Origin of the sequence: Nocardia sp. NPDC051981 (genome assembly GCF_040680715.1) — a bacterium.
Lineage (GTDB): Bacteria > Actinomycetota > Actinomycetes > Mycobacteriales > Mycobacteriaceae > Nocardia.
In genome coordinates, this window is the sequence record NZ_JBFAXK010000005.1 from 1 (window position 1) to 20942 (window position 20942).

The following is a 20942-nucleotide window of genomic DNA, read 5'->3' on the forward strand; positions in this document are numbered from 1 at the left end:
TTTCGACGCGACCGCGCCGGGGCGCCGATCGGCGTTCTGGGTCCGACAGGGGTACCCGGCACCGACCCGTCGCGTGCCCGCTGCGGGGACGCTCGGAGGCCCGGGCTATCGAGAACGACAGACCAGCAGCAGAATCCGGGCCGGGTGCGCTCACCGACCGCGAAGCCCTGCTCTTTCCGCTGGTCAACTCGTTGCGATGAACCTAGAGTAAGCCGGATCACACTCGATTGCTTATCCTCTCGGGACAGGAATCCATTCACCTCGAGACACAGGAGGATGCCCGGTGAAGCCGCTCGCCCGCTATGCCGCGTTGAGTAACTACGTGGAGCTGGGCCGATCCGTCGGCCTCGATCCGGTCCGTCTGGTCCGCGAATCCGGACTCGACCCGGCGAGCCTGACCCTGCAGGACCGCTGGGTGCCAGCCGCCACCATCGCCGATCTGCTCGAACGCTCAGCGGCCGCCGCGCAGTGCGAGGACTTCGGGCTGCGCCTGGCCGAGCGGCGACGCTTCGCGAACCTCGGCCCATTGAGCCTGGTCATCCGTGAGGAACCGGATGTGCGCAGCGCGCTGCGGGTCATGTCCCGGCACGAGCACATGTACAACGAGGCGCTGCACACCCGCCTCACCGAACGCAACGGTCTCGCCACCATCCGGCTCGGGCTCGATATCGGACAGCCCGGCGAAACCCGCCAGGCCATCGAACTCGCCGTCGGAGTGCTGCACGGCCTGCTGCGCGGATTCCTCGGCAGCGGCTGGCAGCCGGTGGAGATCCGATTCGCCCACGCCGCGCCGTCCGACCGCAGCACCCACCACCGCATGCTCGGGCCGAACATCACCTTCGGTCAGGACTTCAACGGAATCATCATCTACACAACCGATCTCGATGCGCGCAACGCCATGTCGGACCCGCTGCTACGCACCTATGCCCAGCAGTTCCTCGGCTCCCCCGACCTCACCGCCACGGCCACCACCATCGACCGCGTCCGGGAACTGATCGAACTCCTGCTGCCGGCCGGCCGCTGTTCGGTCGAACAGGTCGCTCGCAGCCTCGGCGTCGACCGCCGCACCATCCACCGGCACCTCGCCGCGGAAGGCGAAACCTTCACCGCCCTACTGGATTCCACCCGCGCCGAACTGGCCCAGCACCTGGTCACGAATCGCCGCCACTCCCTCACCGAGATCGCCGAAATGCTGGCCTTCTCCTCCCCCAGCAATTTCTCCCGCTGGTTCACGAAACGTCACGGCTGCAGCCCGAGAACCTGGCGTGCCCAGGGCAAGCCCACCTTGCGCCCGAAAGTCCATGACACCCACCAGGATCTGGAGGGTCACCGTCATCGACCCGCGCCGAATGCGGTGGCGGAACCGGAATCCGACAGATAGCTTGACGGCCGGTAAGGTATTTCTCTACCGTGCAATAGGTCCGTCCGAGGCTCGCCCGCTGTTGCCGAGGGCTGGCATACCTGATGGAGGTGGGGCGTATGCCGGGCGTCAGCATGCTGTGGCCGGACTCAGTGGCATTGGGCGACCGCTTGATGATGGATGCCGAGGCGGTGACCGATCTCCATATCGATCGGATCATCGCCGCTGTCGTCGGGGCCGATGAATACCGGTTGCGGGCATGGTTTTCCGAACCGGTCCGGGACCCGGAGACGGTGCGGTACCGACAGGAGATCTTCGCCGAGCTCGCGCATGATTCGGTGGGGGAAGTGTTCGACGCGTTCTCCGCCGGCATGCGCGGCACCCGGAAACGGCTCGATTGGCAGGAACGCCTGCAACATCCGCATCAGCGACAGTGGTGGCAGTTCAGTGCTGCTGCCGAATACGTCGACGCGGTAGCCCGGTTCGCTGAGGCGTTGGCCGCACTCCCCCTGTCCGCTCGTGCGCTGACCCGATGGCGGGAGTTCATCACCGACTACGTCGCCGGGACCGATTTCGGCCGTTTGGCCAACGCGGTGCACCAGGTGCAGCAGGCGTTGAGCTCGGTGCGCTACAGCTTGCGGATCGTCGACCGCACCCTCGAGGTGGGGCCAGTCGGTGCCGAGGCCGATTACAGTACGGCGATCGCGAAGCTGTTCTCGCGCTTCGGTGTCGGTGCGCCGCGGCCGGGGCGGCCGCGCTCGGAGTGGGACGACATCAATCACATGGAGGAGCAGATCCTCGATCGTGTCGCCATTTTGCACCCGCGAGCCTTCGAACAGCTCGCCGAATTCGGCCGCGACCATCGGCAGTTCGCCGACACCACGGTGATGGCGTTCGATCGGGAGATCCAGTTCTATCTGACATATCTCGCCTTCGTTCGCGGGGTCAGTGGAACGGACCGGGCGATGTGCCTGCCGCAGTTGGCAACCCGGGGCGCGGAGATTCACGCCGAAGGCGCGTTCGACCTCGCACTGGTCACCCGTCGCGGGCATGCCGACACCGAGGTGGTGTGCAACGATCTGCGGCTGTCGGGTCCGGAACGAGTGCTGGTGGTGACCGGTCCCAACCAGGGCGGCAAGACGACCTTCGCACGCACGGCCGGCCAGCTGATCTATTTCGCCGCGCTCGGCTGTCCGGTCCCGGCCCGCAGTGCCTGCCTGCCGTTGGCGGACCGGCTGTTAACGCATTTCGAACGTGCCGAGCAGGCAACCGATCCCGATGGGCGCCTCGCCGAGGAGCTGCTGCGCATCCGCGCCACCCTCGAGGAGGCGACCGCGGACAGCGTGATCATCCTCAATGAGAGTTTCAGCGCGACCAGTACCGCCGATGCCGTGCGGATCGGCGGCGATGTGCTCGATCGGATCGTCGAGCGTGGCGCGATGGCCGTGTGGGTCACCTTCTTCGACGAACTGGCCCGGTCCGGACCGGCCACGGTCAGCATGGTGGCGGCTACCGACCCCGGTGATCCGTCCCGGCGCACGTTCCGTATCGAGCGCAGACCGGCCGACGGCCATGCCCACGCCGTGGTGCTCGCCGAGCGCTTCGGGCTGACCTACGACCTCGTGACCGCCAGGATCACCGCATGCAGGTGAACCTGCTCCATCCTGCCGACCACGAACCTCGTCCAGCAGGCAACGGGGACAACACCTTCGATGATCTCGGTCTCGAGTCGCTGTGCACCGCGGCCTCCGACGATCCAGTCATCCGTGATGCCGTCCGGGCCGGGCTGACGGCACCGGTGTCCGATCCGGAGGTGATCGGCTACCGGCACGCCGTGCTCGCCGACTGCCAGGCTCATCCGACAGTGGTGGGCGAGCTCTACCGGATCGCGTCCCAGGCAACCGAAGTCAGGCGCCGCAAGGCCGGTCCATTGCACCGCGCCAGCGGGAAACTGTTGCTCGCGCTGGAACCTCTGACCGAGCTGGTCACCTTCCTCCGGCAATTGCGCACCCTCTGCGATCGGGACGGCCACCGGTTCCGAGCGCCCGGACTCACCGATCTGATGGCTGTCATCGTGGCTGAACTCGACGACCGATATCTCGACAGTGTCGAAGCACAGCTGGCGGCAATGGATTTCGACCGCGGTCTGCACATCAGTGCCGGGCTCGGCACGGGCAACCGCATCGCGGGCATCGTGCTGCACGAGCCGATCCGCCGTCGCCGCTTCGGATTCGATCGACCGAGCCGCCACGCCTTTCGCGTCATCGACGAACCCGACCCCGAATTCGACCCGGTCATGCAGCTGCGCGACCGAGCCGTGTCCGTGATCGCCGATGTCGTGAACGACGCGGTCGTCCACGTGCAGGACTTCTTCCGGCGGCTGCGCACCGAACTCGCCTTCTACGTAGGCTGTCTCGCACTACACGACCGCTTCCGCAATGCCGGGCTACCGGTGTGCCTGCCGACCCCGCATCCCGCCGGTCGGGCGCGCCTGCGTTGCACCGGCCTGCGCGACGTCACACTGTGCCTCACCTCCGGCCGCCCGGTGGTCGGCAATGACATCGACGCCGCAGGCCGCTCCCTGATCGTCATCACCGGCGCCAACAGCGGCGGCAAATCGACCCTGCTGCGCAGCATCGGCTCCGCCCAGCTGATGATGCAGGCCGGAATGTACGTCGTCGCAGACACATTCGAAGCCGACGTCCACGATGGCGTCTTCACCCACTTCGTCACCGACGAGGACCGCACCCTGTCCCACGGCAAGCTGGCCGACGAGCTGGCCCGCATGAGCCGCATCGTCGACCGCATCACCCCGAACTCCCTGCTGCTGTGCAACGAGTCGTTCTCCTCCACCGGCGAACACGACGCCACCCACATCGGCGCCCCACTCGTCGACGCTCTCCTCGAAACCGGCATCTCAATCGCCTTCGTCACCCACCTCTACGAATTCGCCCACCGCCGTTACCAATCCGCCCACCCGACCGATCTCTTCCTCCGCGCCGGCCACCACCCGGACGGCACCCGGACCTTCTCCTTCACATCGGCACCCCCGGAACCCACCAGCCACGCCGACGACGTCTTCCGCCGGATCTTCGACGCTCCTACTGTCTTCCACGGTTCAGACGGATCTGCGCTACCAGGACGCGGTGGTCGAGCTCGGTAGCTCCGCTGTCTCCACCGTGACCGTTCGCCCCTCGGCGACGAGGATCTGGTCGATACCGACCAGCGGCGGCCACTGTTTGTCGGGTGGGATAGGTGACCAGATGCCCGGCACCGGCCTGTCGGGCGGCATCGGCGAAACGACCCGACAACATCACGCGGTACACACATGTCGAAGGCCAGCCGGAGACAGGCGACCAGGACGGGCGAAAACCCGACTTACTCGTTTGCCTGTGCCGGGAGCGACGATGCAGCCGGGCGGTGTTCGGCATCTCCACCGCTGGTCAAGGCAACTTCATTGTTCTTCGCGCGGTTACCACCGGCACCCCGCTTCCGGCCGACCCCAGGTCCAGGTGGTTGAGGAGATTCTGGATAACGACATACGGATTCATCGACCGGTCCTTCGTCTGGCAATTCGTGCCAACTGGTTGTGACGGCCGTCACGGTGTGCTCTCATCAAGATACACAGATACATCTCATGTGTCTGTGTATCAGACTCGGGAACAGGAAATCGGCATGTATGCACACCGTCTCAGCAGGCGCGACGCATTGAGGACAGGCAGCGGTTTGTTGGGCGTCGTCGGTGCGATGGCACTGACCGCCCGTACCACGAGGGCGGAGCCATGGAGGTGGTCGCCCGCCGATTCGGTGGTCGGCGCCGGTGGCGGCGCCGACCCGTTGACCGTGTACGACCCCGATGCCGATTCCGTCTTGGCGGATGTGATCAACCACGCCGATGTGCCCGAGGTCAACAGGCTGCTGGCGACCTGGGTCTACAACAACCAGCCCCTGCCCGTCGGCCTGCCGAAAGGCTTGGCGGACTTCATCGAATCCGCTCGTCAGCTGCCCTCGTGGACCGACCAGGGCAAGCTGGCCAGTTCCTTCGAGTTCAACAAGAAGCGCGGTCTGTATCTGGGCGTGCTGTATGCGTTCGCCAGCGGCATGATGTCCACGGTCATCCCGCACGAGGCCCTCGCGGTGTACTACTCACGCGGCGGATCGCACCTGAAGGGGCGCATCGCCAAAACCGCGAAATTCGGGTACGACATCGGCACGGTCAATGCCTACGGGGACGGCGGCGAGATGATCGTGACCTGTGTGAAGACCAGGATCATCCACGCGTCCGTGCGGCATCTGCTGCCGCGGTCGCCGCACTGGCCCGCCGGTGTCACGCCGATCAGCCAGGACGACATGATGGTCACCTGGCACAGCTTGGCCACCACCATCATGCGGACCCTCACCGCGTGGAAGGTGCCCATCCCGGTCGCCGAATCCGATGGCTACCTGCACAGTTGGCAGCTGGCCGCACATCTGCTCGGTATTCGCGACGAGTACATCCCGGCGACCTGGGAGCAGGCCGACGCGCAGGCAAGCCAGCAACTCGACCCGATCCTGGCACCGACCGCGGAGGGCAACGATCTGGCCAACCAGTTGCTCAACCTCGGCGCCGATCTCGACCTGACGCTGCTCAGCCGCGGCATTCTGGGCGCGTTCACCCGATTCATCATGGGAGACAAGGTCGCCGACTGGCTCGACATTCCTCGGGAACCGGTCTGGAGCCCGCTGCTCGAGGTGGCGTGGGGTCCGTTCGTCGCGGTTCGGGAAGGAGTGTTGTCGGTGGCACCGGTGGTGGACGCACCCTATTGGATGTTCGACGAGTTCCTGCGCCAGTTCGCCCTGTGGTACGTAGCCGAACTGCGGATGCCCCTGAGCATCGAAATCCCGCTGACCAACCGATGATTCACTGTACTCGCCCAGGGACATTCCGGTACGAACGACACTCGGCCCGGCACGGGATACCCCGCTGGACTCAGTGAAACAGCTAACGTACCCGCGTATCAACAACGATGTGGAGTGTGTGCCAACGCGAACATCAGGCGAGGCGCGATCGCGGCGCAGCCCGAGAACTGAGGCAGGACAAGATGTTTCAGGAGGACACCGTGGAATCTGCGCCGCCCGCGAACGAGTTCCCCGCCGGGAAATCCTTGCTCGAACGCGCCTACCTGCAGGCTGTCGAGCAGGTCGACGACACCGACCCGATGCGCACCCGCATCCTCGACGCGGCCGAGGAACAATTCCGGCGGTGGGGTATCCAGCGCTCGACCATGGAGGATGTCGCGCGCACCGCGGGGATCTCACGGATCACCGTCTACCGCCGCTTCGCCACCAAAGAAGAACTGGTCGAACGCGTCATCCTGCGTGAATTCCGCCGGTACTTCGACACATTCCTCGTCGATATCGCGGCGGCGACGAATGTCGGCGACCGCGTCGTCCTCGGATTCGTGAGCTCTCTGCGCGCACTGCGCGGCAACCCCCTCATCGGCGCACTGATCACCGCCGAACCCGACCACTTCGTCGGCTCGCTGGTCGGCGACGACGGACGAGCGGTCGCCATGGTCCGGGAATTCGTAGCCCATCAACTCCGCCAGGAACAGCGGGCCGGCACCATCCCCCCGGACCTGCAGGTCGAGCTGGTCGCCGAGTTGATGGTGCGAATCTGCGCCTCGTTCCTGGCAATTCCGAGCCAGGTCGTCGACCTCGACGACGACGAACAACTCGCCGCCATCGCCCGCCAATTCCTGGTCCCCATGCTCGGCCCGCACGGGCAATAGCACGCGAACACCGGCGATCGTCTTGCGAAGTCCGGTTTGTCACGGTGGCCGAACCGTCATCCGCGATCGGTGCGGGGATTCATGGTCGCGGATATCTGAGCGACCAGGCGCCAGGGGCGGTCGGCGTCGGCCTGGGCCTTGCCGCTGGTGAGGATGGCGCCCGATAGGTTGCGGGCACGATCGGACCAGCCGTATTGGGTGGTGAGGCCGCTGCGGCCGAAGTGGGATTCGGTGTTGCGGCCGAACTTCGAGCGGCGGGCGCCCAGTTCGTAGCCCGCCACGGAGACGCGGCCCGCCATGCCTGGCAGCCAGGGGGCGGGATGGATTGCGGCGGAAAGGGTTTCGGGGCGCATGATGCGGATTCCATCAAGCTCTCCACCGCGGGTGAGGATTTCATAGAAGCGGGACAGTTCGGCCGCGGTGGTCACCAGGTTGCCGGACGGGAGTTCGGCGGTGAGGAAGGCGCGGGCGGCGGCCGGGTCCGTCGGGCCGGAAAGGCCGCCGCCGAGGGCTCGGCCTGCCAGGTGGCGCCAGAGTTTCGAGGGTCCGGGGCCGACCTTGACGCTGGGCACCACCTGGTCGACGTCCTCAGGGCGGACGCCGAAATTGGTCCAGCGGAAGCCGAGTGGCTCGAGGACCTGCTCGCGCAGATGATCGCGCATGGCTTTGCCGGTGGCGCGCTGGACCAGCAGGCGCTGGATCAGTCCGCCGGTCAGTGCGTGATACACGCGAAACCGATTGGGCGGCCAGCTCGGAACCAGGTCGGCCAGGCCCTGCACGGCGAGTTCCTCGTCGAGGACCAGATCGGAGCCGCGGTGGGGCGGGGTGATGAACGGGACCCCCGCGGAATGGGAGAGGACCTCGCCGATGGTGATGCGGTCCTTGCCGTGGCCGGCGAATTCGGGGATGTAGTCGCGCACCGGGTCGGTGAGCGCGAAGGCGCCCTGTTCGATGAGCATGAACATCAGGGCGCCGGATACGCCCTTGGCCGTGGAGAATCCGCAGAAGGGCGAGTCGGGGGTCACCGGGCGCTTGTCGGCGTCGGGGGAATCCTTGGGCGCATTGCCCCAGCCGTGGCCGATGGCCCGGTTCAGCACGATGTGGCCGTGACGGCGCAGGCACACCTGGATGGCGGGTGTGGTCCCCATGCGGTACCAGTCCTGCACGGACCGCCAGATCGCCTCGATATCGCCGGGCGCGAGTCCGGCGTCGGCGGGGTCGGCTTCGGGTCCGAGGGTGGTCACCGCGTCGAGGTCCGGGTCGATCCGCACCAGCGCTGTCATACCTGGGCTCATCCGACCAGCATAGGGAGATCCCGGTTCACAGGAAGCTCCCAGCAAGGAGTCAGGGTCTTCACCGGCTGGCGCGACACACTCCCGCGGTGAGCGTGACCACTGCCGAGCTGGCCCCGTCCGAACCGACCGCCCCGCCATCCGAGCCATCATCGGAAGGCCTCTCCCCTGCCCGCCGCTGGGAACGGCCGGCGCTGGCGCTGCTGCTCATCGGCACCGCCGTCGCATACCTGTGGAACATCACGGTCAACCAGATGGGCAACGGCTTCTACGCGGCGGCCGCCTGGTCCGGATCGCAGAATTGGAAGGCGCTGCTGTTCGGGTCGCTGGACCCGGGCAACTTCATCACCGTCGACAAGCCGCCGGTCTCGCAGTGGGTCATGGGCCTGTCCGGGCAGCTGTTCGGGTTCAGCAGCGCGAGCATGCTTGCACCGCAGGCAATCATGGCGGTGGGCGCGGTCGCGCTCATGTACGGCGCGGTCACCCGGGTCACCCGCAGCCGCGGCGCGGGCCTGCTGGCGGGTCTGGTGCTCGCGGTGACGCCCGTGGTGGCGTTGATGTTCCGGTTCAACAATCCGGACGCCGCCATGGTGCTGCTCATGACCGCCGCGGCCTACTGCACCGTGCGCGCGCTGCCGCGGGCGAGCCTGAAATGGATCGTGCTGACCGGTGTCGCACTGGGATTCGCGTTCCTGGCCAAGATGCTCGAGGGCCTCATGGTGCTGCCGGCACTCGGGCTGGCCTATGTGATCGTCGCGCCGACCACGCTGCGCAACCGGCTGCTGCACTCGCTGGCCGCGCTGGGCGCGCTGATCGTCTCTTCCGGCTGGTACGTGCTGCTCACCATTGTCTGGCCCGCCGATTCGCGCCCCTACCTGGCGGGATCGAAGGACAACACCTTCATGGACCTGGTGCTGGGTTACAACGGTTTCGCCCGCTACCTGGGCAAGAACCACATGGGCGGCAACGCCAAGAACCCCTTCGAACTGCCCGAGGGCTACCAGATTCCGAAGGCGCTCGAGGGTGGCGGGTTCGGCAACGGTCCGGACCGGATGTTCACCGGTGAGATCGGTTTCGAGATCTCGTGGCTGCTGCCGGCCGCGCTGCTCGCGTTCGTGCTGGTGCTGGTCTCGCGGGGACGCCGGCCGCGCACCGATCTGGTCCGCGGCGCGGCGCTGGTGTTCGGTCTGTGGCTGGTCATCGACGGGGTGCTGTTCTCGGCGATGAAGTCGGGCATGCACGCCTACTACACCCTCGCCGTGGCCCCGGCGATCGCGGGCTGCTTCGCCATCGGCGCGTACGAGGTGTGGCGGCGCCGGGCCGAGGCGTTCGGCGGCGTGGGTGGCGCCGGGCTGATCCTCTCGGCGGGGATCTGGGGTTTCGTGCTGCTGCAACGCAATTCCGACTGGCAGCCGTGGCTGCGCTGGACGGTGCTGGCGGTCACGGTGATCACGGCGCTGGGATTGCTCGTGCTGGCGCTGCCGGTTGCGGCACGCTGGGACCGGCTGCGCGGCCGCGCGACCACGGTGCTGCTCGTTGTCGGTGTGATCGCGGGCCTGACCGGCTCCACGGCGTATGCGGCCGCGACCCTGCCGCAGTCGCACACCGGTGGTGGCCCGACCGTGGGCCCGCCCCAGCCCAAGAAGGCCGGACCGGCCGACCAGTTCCGCAAGCAGCTCGAGACGCTGTTCGGGGGTCAGACCGATCCGCAGCTGGTCACGCTGCTGCAGCAGACCAATACCAAGTGGTCGGCCGCCATCGACCGTTCGTCGCCCGCGGCCGGGCTCGAATTGGCCAGCCGCACATCGGTCCTCGCCATCGGCGGCTTCACCTCCGAGGACCCGGTGCCGACGCTGCCCCAATTCGAGGATATGGTCCGCAACCACGAGATCACCTACTACCTGGCTCCCGAGGTTCCGCTGCCCGACTCCTGGCGGGTGGATCCGAAGCCCGGCGACACCGCCGCGCCCGCGCAATCGGGTGCGAAGCAGGGCATCTGGCGTCCGACGGGCAACAAGGAGATCCTCGACTGGGTGACGGCCCACTACACGGCGACCCAGCACTTCGGTTACATGGCGGCCTACGACCTGACGGTCCAGCCGCACTGATCCCTACGGCGGCGTTCCCGGATTCCGGCTCGGCCCACCGAGTCCCGTCGATCCGGGGACGCCGCCGAGGTGTTTCCGGACCGGCTATGGAAAGCCTCGCGAACTCGCTCCGCGCCTGTCAGACCCGGTGCGCAGCAGCCCTCGGACCGACCCAGGCGCTGAGCGCTTCGAAAAGACCTGTGTCGCAGGGTTCATCCCCGGCCCATGCCACATAGCCGTCCGGCCGGACCAGGACCGCTGTCGGCGCGGGGATGTCGCCGAGGCCGGGTACCGACCACCGGCCCGCATCGTAGCGGGCGTGGACGACGTCGATCTGCCCCTGCCAGTCGCCGATTCGCGGGCGGGTTCCGTTCAGGGACAGCAGGACCGGGCGGCCGCTGCGGAGCAGTTCGTGGACGCGCGTACGGCCGGTGGGCAGCGTGAGGTCGACGTCGGGGACGCGATAGCCGGACAGCGGGTGGCCGTCGCCGACGTCGTAGCGGATGTCCAGGGCGAAGAGCATGCCGCCGAGGCGGTTTCGGACCTCGTCGATATCGAAGAGTCCGGCGAGCGTTTCGCGCAGCGCCTCGGTGTGCGGCCCGGGGCGCATGAGCGCGGTCTGGGCGCGGGTGTTCTGCAGGACGCGCGCGGCGACCGGCCGGCGTTCGGATTCGTAGGTGTCGAGCAAGGTATCGGGTGCGCGGCCGTGCAGAACGGCGGCCAGCTTCCAACTCAGATTGGCCGCATCCTGCACCCCGGTATTCAATCCCTGTCCGCCGGCGGGGAAATGGATGTGCGCGGCATCGCCCGCCAGCAGTACACGGTTCGAACGGTAGCGTTCGGCCAGGCGGGCCGCGTCGCCGAACTGCGACACCCAGCGGGACTGTGCATCCCGTAGTCGGTGCCGGCCACCTCGCGGAAGGATGCCCGGAAGTCCTCGAAAGAGGGCTGGGCCGCGTGGTCGAGGACGCGATCGTGCCGGTTGACCATGAGCCGGAACCAGCTGGGCCGCAACGGAAGTATCGAGAAATCACCCGGTCCGCGACGCTCGGTCAGGATCCAGCCGGGCGGCGGGTCCGCCAGTTCGGCATCGGCGATCATGCCGACCATGGTCGCGTCGGTCCCGGCGAACCCGATCCCGGCCAGTTTGCGGACCGTACTGCGGCCACCGTCGCAGCCGACCAGATACGCGGCCCGGACGCGGCGGCCGTGCGCACCACCGACCCGGATCTCGACACCATCGGAGTCCTGCTCGAGGTCGACAACCGGTGAGTCCCACCTGACTGGTGCACCCAATTCTGTTGCATACCGGTCGAGTTGGGTCTCGAGGTCGGCCTGGGTGATGACCAGTCCGGCCGGATACCGGGTAGCCAGATCGCCGAACTCGATGGGCAGCCCGGCGAAATGCCCGGGACCCCGGCCGCGGAACACATAGCCGTGTGGCAGCACTCGCTCCATCAGCCCGCGCTGATCGAGGATCTCCATGGTCCGGGCGTTGATGCCGCCCGCTCGCGACTGTCCGGTGCGCGCGGTGAGAGCATCCAGCAGGACCACTTCGATTCCCGCGAGCCGCAATTCGCAGGCGAGCATCAGCCCGGTCGGACCGGCTCCGGCGATGACGACGCCAGCCTGGTAAACACTGTTCACCAAACGAAGGCTAAGGGAGGTGATCCGTGTCGTCAACCACGCAAACCCGGCCGCCGCATGCCCACCGCTAGGCTCTGAACCGATGGTCAAACGCGGATTGAGCCGGGATCGGCTGGTAGAGATCGCCCACGAGTACGTGTCGGCGAACGGATTGGACGCGCTCACCATGCGGCGACTGGCAGCGGCCGCCGAGGTGTCTCCCGGCGCGCTGTACAAGCATCTGAAGGATCGCCGAGATCTCCAGCGCGCCATGTCCGATGCCGTCTACGCCACCATCGACCTGTCCGATATCGACCTCGACGCCCCGACGCTCGCCCAGGTCATCGCCTGCTGCGAGCGCATGCGCGCGGCGATGCTCCGATTCCGTGACGGCGGCCGCATCGTCGCGGGCTCCTACTCCCCCTTCGCGGCCACGGTGAAGCTGTCGGGCACCCTCATGGCACTCCTGCAGGGCATCGTCGTCCCGCCCTTCGAACCCGGCGACCTGCAATCGGTCCTGCGTTCCTACACAACCGGTTTCGTCATCGAGGAACAGGCCTACCTGGAACTCGAGCGGTCCGGCGAATGGCAGCCGCTGGTCTCGGCCCTCACCGCCGACGCCCCTCGCCCGAACCCCACCGGCGACACCATCTCCATCATGACCGGCGAACGCGACCGCAGATTCACCGCCGGCCTCACCGCCATCCTCGCGGGGACGGTCCGCGAGGATCGCCGGTAGCCGAGTATCGCCCGATCGGGGGGTGACGATCGGGAAGGTCGGCTCGAAATCGTCCAGCGGCGTGGCGAGTTCGCCGAGTGCGGTCACGTCACCGTCGAGGGCGATGGCACCCGAGCGGGCGAGTTCCCCGGCGCTGCCCGGGGTCGGCAGCACCCGACAAGCGCCGCCTTCGGGCCAGACACCGTCACCCGGGCATCGTGGGCGCGCCCCCGGCGGGCGTTGAGAACGCCGCGGCGCACCCACACCGTCCGACCATCGGGTATGCGAACATATGTTCGTGTCCGGTTCGATCACGAGGATGAGCGCGCGCCCCGAGCGGGCGGCGATTCTGCATGCCGACCTGGACTCCTTCTATGCGTCGGTGGAGCAGCGCGACAGTCCGCGGCTGCGGGGGCGGCCGGTGCTCGTCGGCGGCGGGGTCGTGCTGGCCGCCAGTTACGAGGCGAAGGCGTTCGGGGTGCGGACGCCCATGAATGTGCGTCAGGCACTGAGCTTGTGCCCCACTGCGATCGTGGTGCCGCCGCGGATGTCGGCGTATTCGGCGGCCAGCAAGGCGGTCTTCGAGATCTTCCGCGACACCACGCCCGAGGTGGAGGGCATCTCCATCGACGAGGCGTTTCTCGATGTGGCCGGACTGTGGCGGATCGCCGGCACTCCGGTCGATATCGCGCGCGGGCTGCGGGCGCGGGTGCGCGCGGAGGTCGGACTGCCCATCTCGGTCGGGGTGGCGCGCACGAAATTCCTGGCCAAGGTGGCCAGCGCGGTGTCCAAACCCGATGGGCTGCTGGAGGTTCCGCCCGACCGGGAGCTGGAATTCCTGCATCCACTGCCGGTGGAACGCCTGTGGGGTGTCGGCGAGGTGACCGCGCGGGAGCTGCGTGAACGCGGCATCACCAAGGTCGGGCAGCTCGCGGACCTGGGTGAGGGGCCGCTCGCGGCGGTGCTCGGTCCGGCCACGGGCAGGCATCTGCACGCCCTGTCGTGGGCGCGGGACCCGCGCCGGGTGGACACCGGGCGGCGTCGGCGCTCGATCGGCGCGCAGCGGGCACTGGGCCGCCGCCATCGCAGCGACGAGGAGCTCGAGGCGTACCTGCACGGACTGGCCGACCGGCTCGGGCACCGGCTGCGCAAAGCCCGGCGGGTGTGCCGAACGGTGGTGCTGCGCATGCGTTTCGACGATTTCACGCGCGCCACCCGCTCGCACACGCTGGCCGAGGCGACCGACAGCGGCGAGACCGTTCTGCGGGCGGCACGCACTCTGCTGTCCGCGACCATGCCGCTGATCCGGGAGCGCGGCGGCCTCACTCTCATCGGCCTGTCCCTCACCAATCTGGACGACGCCGACACCATGCAGCTGTCGCTGCTGTTCGAGCCGCGTGCGGAATCCACCCTCGATTCGACCCTGGACGCACTGCGCGATCGCTTCGGCGCGGGCACCGTCACACGTGCGGCCCTGCTGCGGAAGGGCGAAGGGCTGTCGGTGCCAATCCTTCCCGACTGATCGGCCCCCTTCGGCCGCGCGGGTAGCCTGTGACGCATGGCTCTCGACCACGGCGACCCGGGCGACGCGCCCTCGACTCCCCCGCCGCTGACACCCATCGCGATCACCACCCGGCCGTCCGCGGCGGATGAGGCCAGAACCGTTGCCGCGGCGACGAATACGGCCACCCTGGCCACCCTGTCGGCCGACGGCGGCCCCTGGGCCAGTTTCGTGACGTATGGACTGCTTGCGGGACAACCGGTTCTGTGTGTGTCCCGGATGGCCGAGCACGGCCGCAACCTGGCCGCCGATCCGCGCGCCAGCCTGTCCATCGTGACCCCGGAGTTGCCGGCGGACCCGCTGGCCGGAACGCGATTGACGCTCGCCGGTGTCGCGGAACGACCGCGGGGCGAGGAGGCGGTAGCGGCCCGCGAGGCCCACCTGGCCGCCGTCCCGGCGGCCAAGACCTACATCGACTTCAGCGATTTCACGGTGTGGGTGCTGCGTGTGCAGCGCGCCCGCTGGGTCGGCGGGTACGGCCGTATGGATTCCGCGACCGCCGACGAATACGCGGCCGCCCAGGCCGATCCGATCATCCCCGGTGCGGCCCGCGCCATCGCACACCTCAATGACGATCACGCGGACTCGTTGCTGGACATGGCCCACGCCCGCGGCGGCTATCCGGACGCGACCGCCGCGGTCTGTGAACGCGCCGACCGCTTCGGCCTCGACCTGCGGGTCACCACCCCGCGCGGCATCGCGGTCACCCGTATCGGCTATCTCGCGCCGATCGACAGCATCGCCGACTTGCGGACGGCCACTGTCGATCTGGCCCGGGTCTCGCGACCGGAGTGACCGACCGGACCATGCCGCAGCGGTGATCGTCAGTGCGCGGTCTGGGAGGCGGCGGCGGTCTCGTCGAGGTCGGTGAGCGAAAGCAGGTGGCGGGGTGGGGAATCCCGAATGATGCTGGACCGCACGTCCAGATGCCCGTTGACGTGGAGCAGTTCGCCGGAGGCGAGGAGCCGCCATCCGGGGTCGTCGTCCATGCGTTCGCTGGCGATGACGACAGCGGGATAGTCGGTCAGCGCGCCACTGCTGGTGCGAATGCCGCGATGACGGTGACTCGCGTGGTCGAGCCGCCGATCGCCCTGTGCGCCACCGGCGGCGCGCTCGAGGACATACAGGTCGTGGGTGTCGGGATAGCGCAGGGCCCACAGCTCGGTCGCGGTGGTGAGAATCAGGTTGAGCGCGTAGAGCGGCAGCCGGTCGGCGATCCAGCCGACCGCGTCGGTGATGGCCGCGGTGACATCGCCCGCATGATGATCGATCCGGGCGGTGATCAGGGCGAAGAAGCGCTCGGAGTCGGTGTCGCCGTGGACGAGTCGGCGATAGTCACCGAGTTCGTCATCCAGCTCGTCGAGTCCCTGCAGCACCCCGTTGTGCGCGAACAGGCGCCTGTCCTGCTCGAACGGATGGGTATTGCGCATCATCAGCCCGCCCGTGGAGGCGAAGCGGACATGAGCGACGAAGGTTTCGGATTCGCGTTCGCGGGCCTCCTGCGCGAAGAGCCGGTCCTCGTAGGCGGCGATCGGCTGCTTCTCCACCAGCGGCGCGCCCGCGGAGGTGAAGGTGCCCAGGCCGACACCATCGGGTTCGCGGTGACTTTGCTGGGACAGGCTGTCCGGCGCCTTCAGCAACCAGAAGGTGGCGTGCACCCGCTGCGGCGCGGCCGAGAGTCCGAACAGACGACACATGACCAACTCCTCTCACGAGAGGCGGAGACGCGCGGACTGCACGACAGCACGGCCGGGCTGAGGGATGATTGGGCCATGTCGGACACGCCGTCGGTACTCGAGCATCATCGTATGCCCGAGCATGACGCCATGCGCCTCTCGGGCACGGTGGAAGCCATGCTGTGGATCCACCGCAACTGCGTCGAGGGCGACGGTGACACCGAGCAGTCGTGTGGTCGCCGACAGCAGCTACTGGAGCTGCGCATGAAGAACGGGTGGACCTGGCCGCTTCCCAAACCGGATGCGGAATGGCGGTTGCAGCACTGAGGCGGATTCGCCGCCGGGAGCGGAATACCCACGGCGGCAACACAGTTGATGCCGACCATGACCGACGTTGCGCGTCAGCGACTGCACGAAGAAGTGATCGAGCAATTCCGGGCCGGGGGCGGACAGGTCGGCGGGCAGTTCGCCGAGCGTGATCTCCTGTTGCTGACCACCACCGGGGCCCGCACCGGGCAGGACCGTACCTGGCCGCTGGCCTATCAGCGCGACGGCGACCGCCTGGTGGTCTTCGCCGCCAATGGCGGCCGGCCGCACCGGCCGGGCTGGTATCACAACCTGGTGGCGAACCCGGCCGGGACGGTCGAGGTGGGCACCGAGACCTGGTCGGTCACCGCCGAGGTCGCGAGCGGGGACGAGCGGGTCCGGCTGTGGGACCGGCAGCTCGAGATGACACCGTTCATGGCCGATTTCCAAGCAAAAGTGGAGTGGGAGATCCCCGTCGTCGTGCTGACCCGCACGGCCGCAGCGTGAAAATGTCGCGCTTCGCCGGATCACGGCAAGACCCCTGACACGATTTCCGCCGGCGTTCCGTGGGACTTGCGAGCGACCTCCCCGCAAGCCCTTCGCGGAGGTGACGGAAGGCTAGCGTCGGCCGCGAAAGGTGCGGCGGAGGTCGTCGGTCCATTCGGCCGGGACCTCCCAGGGGATGAAGTGGCCGCCGTGATCGTGAGCGGTCACATTCACCAGGTGATACCACGCGCCGCGGTCGCTGTCGCGGAAATGCTGGGCGCGTTGGGCAGTGGTGACACCGGGCGGGTTCTCGTGGGCGACGAAGGTGAGGCCGGTGGGCGCCTCGATCACGGGCCAGCGGTCGTGGGACGGGGTCCAGGGGTAGCGATTGTGGTTGGCGTAGAGGCGCATCGAGCTGCCGATGCAGTTGGTGGCCCAATAGATGGTCGCGTGGGTCAATACCTCGTCTTTGCTGAACACGGATTCGAAGTCGCCGCCGCGGTGGTCGCTCCAGCGCATCCAGCGCTCCAGGATCCAGGCCAGCATGCCCACGGGTGAATCCGACAGGCCGTGCGCCAGGGTGGCGGGGGCGAGCATCTGGGCGGACAGGTGGACGGCGAATCGCTTCTCCAGCTCGATGATTCGCGCGTGCACGTCGCCGGGCAGGCCCTCGGGAATCGGGCGGCCGCCGGTGATGTCCCAGGCGCGTTCGCCGTTGAACAGATCCAGACGCTGACCGGAGCCGATATGGATCCCGTAGAGGGCGTCGGCGTATTTGTGGCCGAGCTGGCCGGTGACCAGGGCGCCGACATCGCATCCGGCGGCGGCGTAGGTGCGATGGCCCAGCACATCGGTCATGAGGGTGTGCCAGAGGTCGGCGATCTTCCAGAAGTTCAGATCCGGGCGCGACGGGATCGGGGTGGAGAAGCCGAAACCGGGCAGCGAGGGGACGATGACCTCGAACGCGTCGGCGGGATCACCGCCGTGCGCCGCCGGATCAGCCAGCGGGTCGATCACTTTGGACCAGTGCCAGAAGGTCCAGGGCCAGCCGTGGGTGAGGATGAGCGGGATCGGGTTGTCGCCGACGCCGGGTTTGCGCAGGAAGTGGATGGGGACGCCGTCCACCTCGACGCGGTGGTGCTCGTAGGCGTTCATGGCCTTTTCCTGTGCACGCCAATCGAAGTCGGTACGCCAGTGGTCGACCAGCTCGCGCAGATAGGCGGTGGGCACGCCGTAGTGGCCGTCGGCATTGCCGTCGTCGTCGAACCAGCGGGTCCGGGCCAGGCGCTGCCGGAGGTCGTCGAGGATGTCGTCGGACACGTGAATCGGGGTCTGCTGCAACGGGAGCACATGGTCAATCTAGGGTCGGGGACATGCCAGATCCGACGGAGGTCACCGAGCCGGTGGAACAGGCCGCGGTGATCGCGGTACCCGACGAGGTGCGCGGCGAATTGCGACGCGGGGTACGCAGTGTGCTGGTCGACGCGGCGGCGCTGCGGCTGGTACGAGATCGCTTCGACGAGGTGCAGGCCGGATCGCTGCGGCGGTACCTCGAAGCGTCGCAGTCGGCGAATACCTTGCGCGCGTACCGGACCGACTGGATCGCGTGGGCGGCCTGGTGCGCGGCGGAAGCGCGGCAGGCACTACCGGCGGACGCCCTGGATGTGGCGGTGTATCTGGCCGCGGCGGCGGACGCGCGGCGGGAGAACGGCGAATGGGCCTTCAGCGCCGCCACTTTGGAGCGCAAGGCCGCGGCGCTGGCCGCCGTGCACGCCGCCAACGGATTGCCCTCACCCACCCGCGCCGACGTGGTGCGTCTGACCCTGCGCGGTATCCGCCGCATCCGGCGCACCCGTCCCAAGCGGAAGCGGCCGGTGCTGCTGCACACCCTCGATCAGCTGCTGAACGAATTGCCGGCCGCGCAGTGGCCCACCGAACCGGCCCGCCGCCGTGACACCCTGCTGTTGCTGGTCGGATTCGCGGGGGCGTTGCGCCGCAGTGAGATCGCCGCGCTGCGGGTCGCCGATGTCGCGGTCACCACCGACCACACCACCGGCGAGCCGTTGCTGCTGATCCAGCTGCCCGCCACCAAGACCGACGCCACCGGTGTCAACGAACAACGCGTCGCCCTGCCCCGCGGCCAGCGCCCGCACACCTGCCCCGTCTGCGCCTTCGCCGACTGGACCCGCCTGCGCGAGGCGCACGCCGCCACCGACCTGCGCGCCTGGCTCGACGCCACCCCGCCGCCCGACCCCCACATCCACCGCTGCCACGGCTTCACCGGCACCACCCTCACCGACCCGAATCTGCCACTGTTCCCGGCCATTTCACGCCACGGTGGCATCGCCGCCACCGCCATGTCCGGCCGCGCGGTCGCCGAACTCGTCAAGCGCTACGCCGCCCGCGCCGGCCTCGACCCCGCCCTGTTCTCCGGTCACTCCCTACGCGCCGGCTTCGCCACCCAGGCCGCCCTCGGCGGCGCCAGCGACCGCGAGATCATGCGCCAGGGCCGCTGGTCCAACCCCCGCACCGTCCACGGCTACATCCGCACCGCCAACCCGCTCGAGGACAACGCCGTCACGAAACTGGGCTTGTAGCGGCGATTTCGACCGGCGGTCTACCGCTGATCGGCCATCGCTGCGGCGGCCGCGATGCGCCGCTGACGTTTGCCGCCCTTGATGGCGGTGCAGGAGCCGGGTTTGCGGGCTTCGCGGGCGAGGCCCCACACGGTGGATTTGCAGATCGCCTCCTTGACGGTGGCGGCGACGCGGCCGGCGAGGTAGGCCCGACGGGCGGTGTCGTCGAAGTGGGCCAGCTGCATGGTCGCGCGTTTGCGGCCCAGGCTGATGCACTGGCCGATGAACGCGATATCGATTGCGGCGGGCTCGGATTCGGCGAGGCGGCTCAGGATGGTTCCGGCAGCATGGGCGCCGAGCGGGATGGCGGCCTGGCAGCTCATGCGCAGGGGTTGGCCGGAGGGGGCGGCGGCGTCACCGGCGGCCAGGATGCGCGGATCGTCGATGCTGGTGAGGGTTTCGTCGGTGAGCAGGCGGCCGACGGCGTCGGTGCTCAGGCCGCTGCGGGCGGCCAGGTCCGGGCGTCGAAACCGGCCGTCCACACCGTGATCGCCACGTCCTCCCGAGTCCGCAGCCGGTTGGCCGCGATGATCCCCGCATATCCGCCGCCGACCACGACGACCCTGACGACGTGTTCCATGTCCGCCCTCCCTCACCGTTGGTGGTATCGGACATGAAGACACCATTCGAGCCCGATGTGTGACATCGCGGCGCATGTCGGGTGACGCGGCTCATCGCTGCACCGACGTCACCGAGGCCGTCGCTTGCGGGCCGTGAGCGCCTCGGACCAGGTCAGGGCGGGCGGCCAGGGCGGACCGTCGATGACCGGAATGTGCGGAGCGTGGCGGGTGACGGCCGCGGTCAGGTTCTCACGCGATACGCGCCAGCCCGTCATGCGACGGTATGCCCAGCGGATGGTGCCGTCGGCGCCGGGGATCAGGTCGGCGCGACCGGCGTCGCGCAGGAGCCGCGCCGACGACTCGGGTACCGGGCGGGCCGCCGGACCGCCTCGGGAGGGTTGGGTGGTGCCGCGGGCCCGCACGCCGATACACCGGTGGCGGAACTGATTTCGCGGTGTCGAGGTGGTTTCGGTGAACAGCTCGATCGCGCAGATTCGCGACCAGGGCACGGTCTGGGGAGGGCCGAACGCGTCGGCAGCGAAGTAGACACCCGCACCGTGGACGGCAAAGACCACTCGGCCGTGTGATGCGCGGCGCCACCGCCACAATCCCGTGCGTACGACGTAGGCGTCCGGACCGAAGTCGGCAGGAACGGTCATCGCGCGTCACTCGATGGAGCCGCCGCGGTGATGACCGCCGCTGTCGGGATGGCTGTCAGGAAGAAAAACGTCACCGGCGCAGCGTGCGGCGCGACCCGGCCGGTGTCAATGCCGGAAACCCGGTCGACCGTGGTCGGCACCCGCGGGACTCGACAACCGACAACTCCGTCTTCCTTGACAAATATTTTTGTCGGTGAGACTCTG

17 protein-coding genes and 2 pseudogenes are annotated in these 20942 nt (G+C 68.2%); 12 read left to right on the forward strand and 7 right to left on the reverse strand.

Translation table 11 applies throughout. The features are described 5' to 3' along the window. The first annotated feature begins 283 nt into the window (after positions 1 to 283). From AB0L60_RS11280 to AB0L60_RS11300, 5 genes are all read left to right on the forward strand, one after another. Positions 284 to 1381, forward strand: a complete 1098-nt coding sequence (locus tag AB0L60_RS11280; RefSeq protein ID WP_364610923.1) for an AraC family transcriptional regulator — start codon at positions 284 to 286, stop codon at positions 1379 to 1381. A gap of 98 nt (positions 1382 to 1479) precedes the next feature. Beyond that, positions 1480 to 3012 carry a DNA mismatch repair protein MutS gene (locus tag AB0L60_RS11285; RefSeq protein ID WP_364610926.1) on the forward strand — a complete coding sequence of 511 codons (1533 nt, stop codon included), beginning with the start codon at positions 1480 to 1482 and terminating at the stop codon, positions 3010 to 3012. Then, positions 3003 to 4523 (forward strand): DNA mismatch repair protein, encoded by a 1521-nt coding sequence (locus AB0L60_RS11290; protein WP_364610929.1) that lies wholly within the window; start codon positions 3003 to 3005, stop codon positions 4521 to 4523. The genes AB0L60_RS11285 and AB0L60_RS11290 overlap by 10 nt, the downstream gene beginning before the upstream one ends. Before the next feature lie 584 nt (positions 4524 to 5107). Further along, positions 5108 to 6259 carry an oxygenase MpaB family protein gene (locus AB0L60_RS11295; RefSeq protein WP_364610932.1) on the forward strand — a complete coding sequence of 384 codons (1152 nt, stop codon included), beginning with the start codon at positions 5108 to 5110 and terminating at the stop codon, positions 6257 to 6259. 200 nt (positions 6260 to 6459) lie between these two features. Continuing rightward, positions 6460 to 7131, forward strand: coding sequence for a TetR family transcriptional regulator (locus AB0L60_RS11300; protein ID WP_364610935.1), 672 nt, complete (start codon positions 6460 to 6462; stop codon positions 7129 to 7131). A gap of 56 nt (positions 7132 to 7187) precedes the next feature. Here the strand turns inward: AB0L60_RS11300 and AB0L60_RS11305 are convergent, their stop codons facing one another. Beyond that, positions 7188 to 8426 (reverse strand): serine hydrolase, encoded by a 1239-nt coding sequence (locus tag AB0L60_RS11305; RefSeq protein ID WP_364610938.1) that lies wholly within the window; start codon positions 8424 to 8426, stop codon positions 7188 to 7190. A gap of 86 nt (positions 8427 to 8512) precedes the next feature. Here AB0L60_RS11305 and AB0L60_RS11310 point away from each other — a divergent pair, with 86 nt between their 5' ends. Continuing rightward, positions 8513 to 10531 (forward strand): glycosyltransferase family 39 protein, encoded by a 2019-nt coding sequence (locus AB0L60_RS11310; RefSeq protein WP_364610941.1) that lies wholly within the window; start codon positions 8513 to 8515, stop codon positions 10529 to 10531. A gap of 118 nt (positions 10532 to 10649) precedes the next feature. On the opposite strand, the pseudogene AB0L60_RS11315 reads toward AB0L60_RS11310, so the two are convergent. After that, positions 10650 to 12100 (reverse strand): annotated as a pseudogene (locus tag AB0L60_RS11315) (FAD-dependent monooxygenase). Positions 12101 to 12239: 139 nt separating this feature from the next. On the opposite strand from AB0L60_RS11315, the gene AB0L60_RS11320 reads away from it, so the two are divergent. The 3 genes from AB0L60_RS11320 (at position 12240) to AB0L60_RS11330 (ending at position 15210) form a co-directional block, all read left to right on the forward strand. Further along, the gene (locus AB0L60_RS11320) at positions 12240 to 12875 is read left to right on the forward strand and encodes a TetR/AcrR family transcriptional regulator (protein ID WP_364610944.1); all 636 of its coding nucleotides are present in this window, start codon (positions 12240 to 12242) and stop codon (positions 12873 to 12875) included. A gap of 298 nt (positions 12876 to 13173) precedes the next feature. After that, positions 13174 to 14376 carry a DNA polymerase IV gene (gene dinB / locus AB0L60_RS11325; RefSeq protein ID WP_364610947.1) on the forward strand — a complete coding sequence of 401 codons (1203 nt, stop codon included), beginning with the start codon at positions 13174 to 13176 and terminating at the stop codon, positions 14374 to 14376. A gap of 36 nt (positions 14377 to 14412) precedes the next feature. Beyond that, positions 14413 to 15210, forward strand: a complete 798-nt coding sequence (locus AB0L60_RS11330; RefSeq protein ID WP_364610951.1) for a DUF2470 domain-containing protein — start codon at positions 14413 to 14415, stop codon at positions 15208 to 15210. A 29-nt stretch (positions 15211 to 15239) separates the two neighbouring features. Here the strand turns inward: AB0L60_RS11330 and AB0L60_RS11335 are convergent, their stop codons facing one another. Then, complete coding sequence (locus tag AB0L60_RS11335; protein ID WP_364610954.1) at positions 15240 to 16112, reverse strand: class II glutamine amidotransferase; 873 nt, start codon at positions 16110 to 16112, stop codon at positions 15240 to 15242. Positions 16113 to 16223: 111 nt separating this feature from the next. Between AB0L60_RS11335 and AB0L60_RS11340 the strand changes: the two genes are divergently transcribed. Continuing rightward, positions 16224 to 16418 carry a hypothetical protein gene (locus AB0L60_RS11340; RefSeq protein WP_364610957.1) on the forward strand — a complete coding sequence of 65 codons (195 nt, stop codon included), beginning with the start codon at positions 16224 to 16226 and terminating at the stop codon, positions 16416 to 16418. A gap of 57 nt (positions 16419 to 16475) precedes the next feature. Beyond that, the gene (locus AB0L60_RS11345; protein WP_364610960.1) at positions 16476 to 16904 is read left to right on the forward strand and encodes a nitroreductase family deazaflavin-dependent oxidoreductase; all 429 of its coding nucleotides are present in this window, start codon (positions 16476 to 16478) and stop codon (positions 16902 to 16904) included. A gap of 111 nt (positions 16905 to 17015) precedes the next feature. Here the strand turns inward: AB0L60_RS11345 and AB0L60_RS11350 are convergent, their stop codons facing one another. After that, the gene (locus AB0L60_RS11350; RefSeq protein WP_364610963.1) at positions 17016 to 18233 is read right to left on the reverse strand and encodes an epoxide hydrolase; all 1218 of its coding nucleotides are present in this window, start codon (positions 18231 to 18233) and stop codon (positions 17016 to 17018) included. Positions 18234 to 18256: 23 nt separating this feature from the next. On the opposite strand from AB0L60_RS11350, the gene AB0L60_RS11355 reads away from it, so the two are divergent. Continuing rightward, on the forward strand, positions 18257 to 19480 hold the full coding sequence (locus tag AB0L60_RS11355; protein WP_364610966.1) for a site-specific integrase: 1224 nt from the start codon (positions 18257 to 18259) through the stop codon (positions 19478 to 19480). Between the two features lie 20 nt (positions 19481 to 19500). Here the strand turns inward: AB0L60_RS11355 and AB0L60_RS11360 are convergent. The 3 genes and pseudogenes from AB0L60_RS11360 to AB0L60_RS11370 all read right to left on the reverse strand — a co-directional run. Further along, positions 19501 to 20081: pseudogene (locus AB0L60_RS11360) on the reverse strand (hypothetical protein); the annotation flags it as partial. A 126-nt stretch (positions 20082 to 20207) separates the two neighbouring features. Then, positions 20208 to 20738, reverse strand: a complete 531-nt coding sequence (locus AB0L60_RS11365) for a hypothetical protein (protein WP_364610968.1) — start codon at positions 20736 to 20738, stop codon at positions 20208 to 20210. Further along, entirely contained in the window at positions 20735 to 20878 is a 144-nt protein-coding gene (locus AB0L60_RS11370) for a hypothetical protein (protein ID WP_364610970.1), read from the reverse strand. The genes AB0L60_RS11365 and AB0L60_RS11370 overlap by 4 nt, the downstream gene beginning before the upstream one ends. Positions 20879 to 20942: the final 64 nt, after the last annotated feature.

Excerpts from the sequence above, each read along its gene's own strand:
- AB0L60_RS11340 (WP_364610957.1), top strand. The coding sequence starts at position 16,224 with ATGCCCGAGCATGACGCCATGCGCCTCTCGGGCACGGTGGAAGCCATG.
- dinB (WP_364610947.1), top strand. The coding sequence starts at position 13,174 with ATGAGCGCGCGCCCCGAGCGGGCGGCGATTCTGCATGCCGACCTGGAC.
- AB0L60_RS11285 (WP_364610926.1), top strand. The coding sequence starts at position 1,480 with ATGCCGGGCGTCAGCATGCTGTGGCCGGACTCAGTGGCATTGGGCGAC.
- AB0L60_RS11330 (WP_364610951.1), top strand. The coding sequence starts at position 14,413 with ATGGCTCTCGACCACGGCGACCCGGGCGACGCGCCCTCGACTCCCCCG.
- AB0L60_RS11335 (WP_364610954.1), bottom strand. The coding sequence starts at position 16,112 with ATGTGTCGTCTGTTCGGACTCTCGGCCGCGCCGCAGCGGGTGCACGCC.
- AB0L60_RS11290 (WP_364610929.1), top strand. The coding sequence starts at position 3,003 with ATGCAGGTGAACCTGCTCCATCCTGCCGACCACGAACCTCGTCCAGCA.
- AB0L60_RS11345 (WP_364610960.1), top strand. The coding sequence starts at position 16,476 with ATGACCGACGTTGCGCGTCAGCGACTGCACGAAGAAGTGATCGAGCAA.
- AB0L60_RS11295 (WP_364610932.1), top strand. The coding sequence starts at position 5,108 with ATGGCACTGACCGCCCGTACCACGAGGGCGGAGCCATGGAGGTGGTCG.
- AB0L60_RS11355 (WP_364610966.1), top strand. The coding sequence starts at position 18,257 with ATGCCAGATCCGACGGAGGTCACCGAGCCGGTGGAACAGGCCGCGGTG.
- AB0L60_RS11365 (WP_364610968.1), bottom strand. The coding sequence starts at position 20,738 with ATGACCGTTCCTGCCGACTTCGGTCCGGACGCCTACGTCGTACGCACG.
- AB0L60_RS11305 (WP_364610938.1), bottom strand. The coding sequence starts at position 8,426 with ATGAGCCCAGGTATGACAGCGCTGGTGCGGATCGACCCGGACCTCGAC.
- AB0L60_RS11320 (WP_364610944.1), top strand. The coding sequence starts at position 12,240 with ATGGTCAAACGCGGATTGAGCCGGGATCGGCTGGTAGAGATCGCCCAC.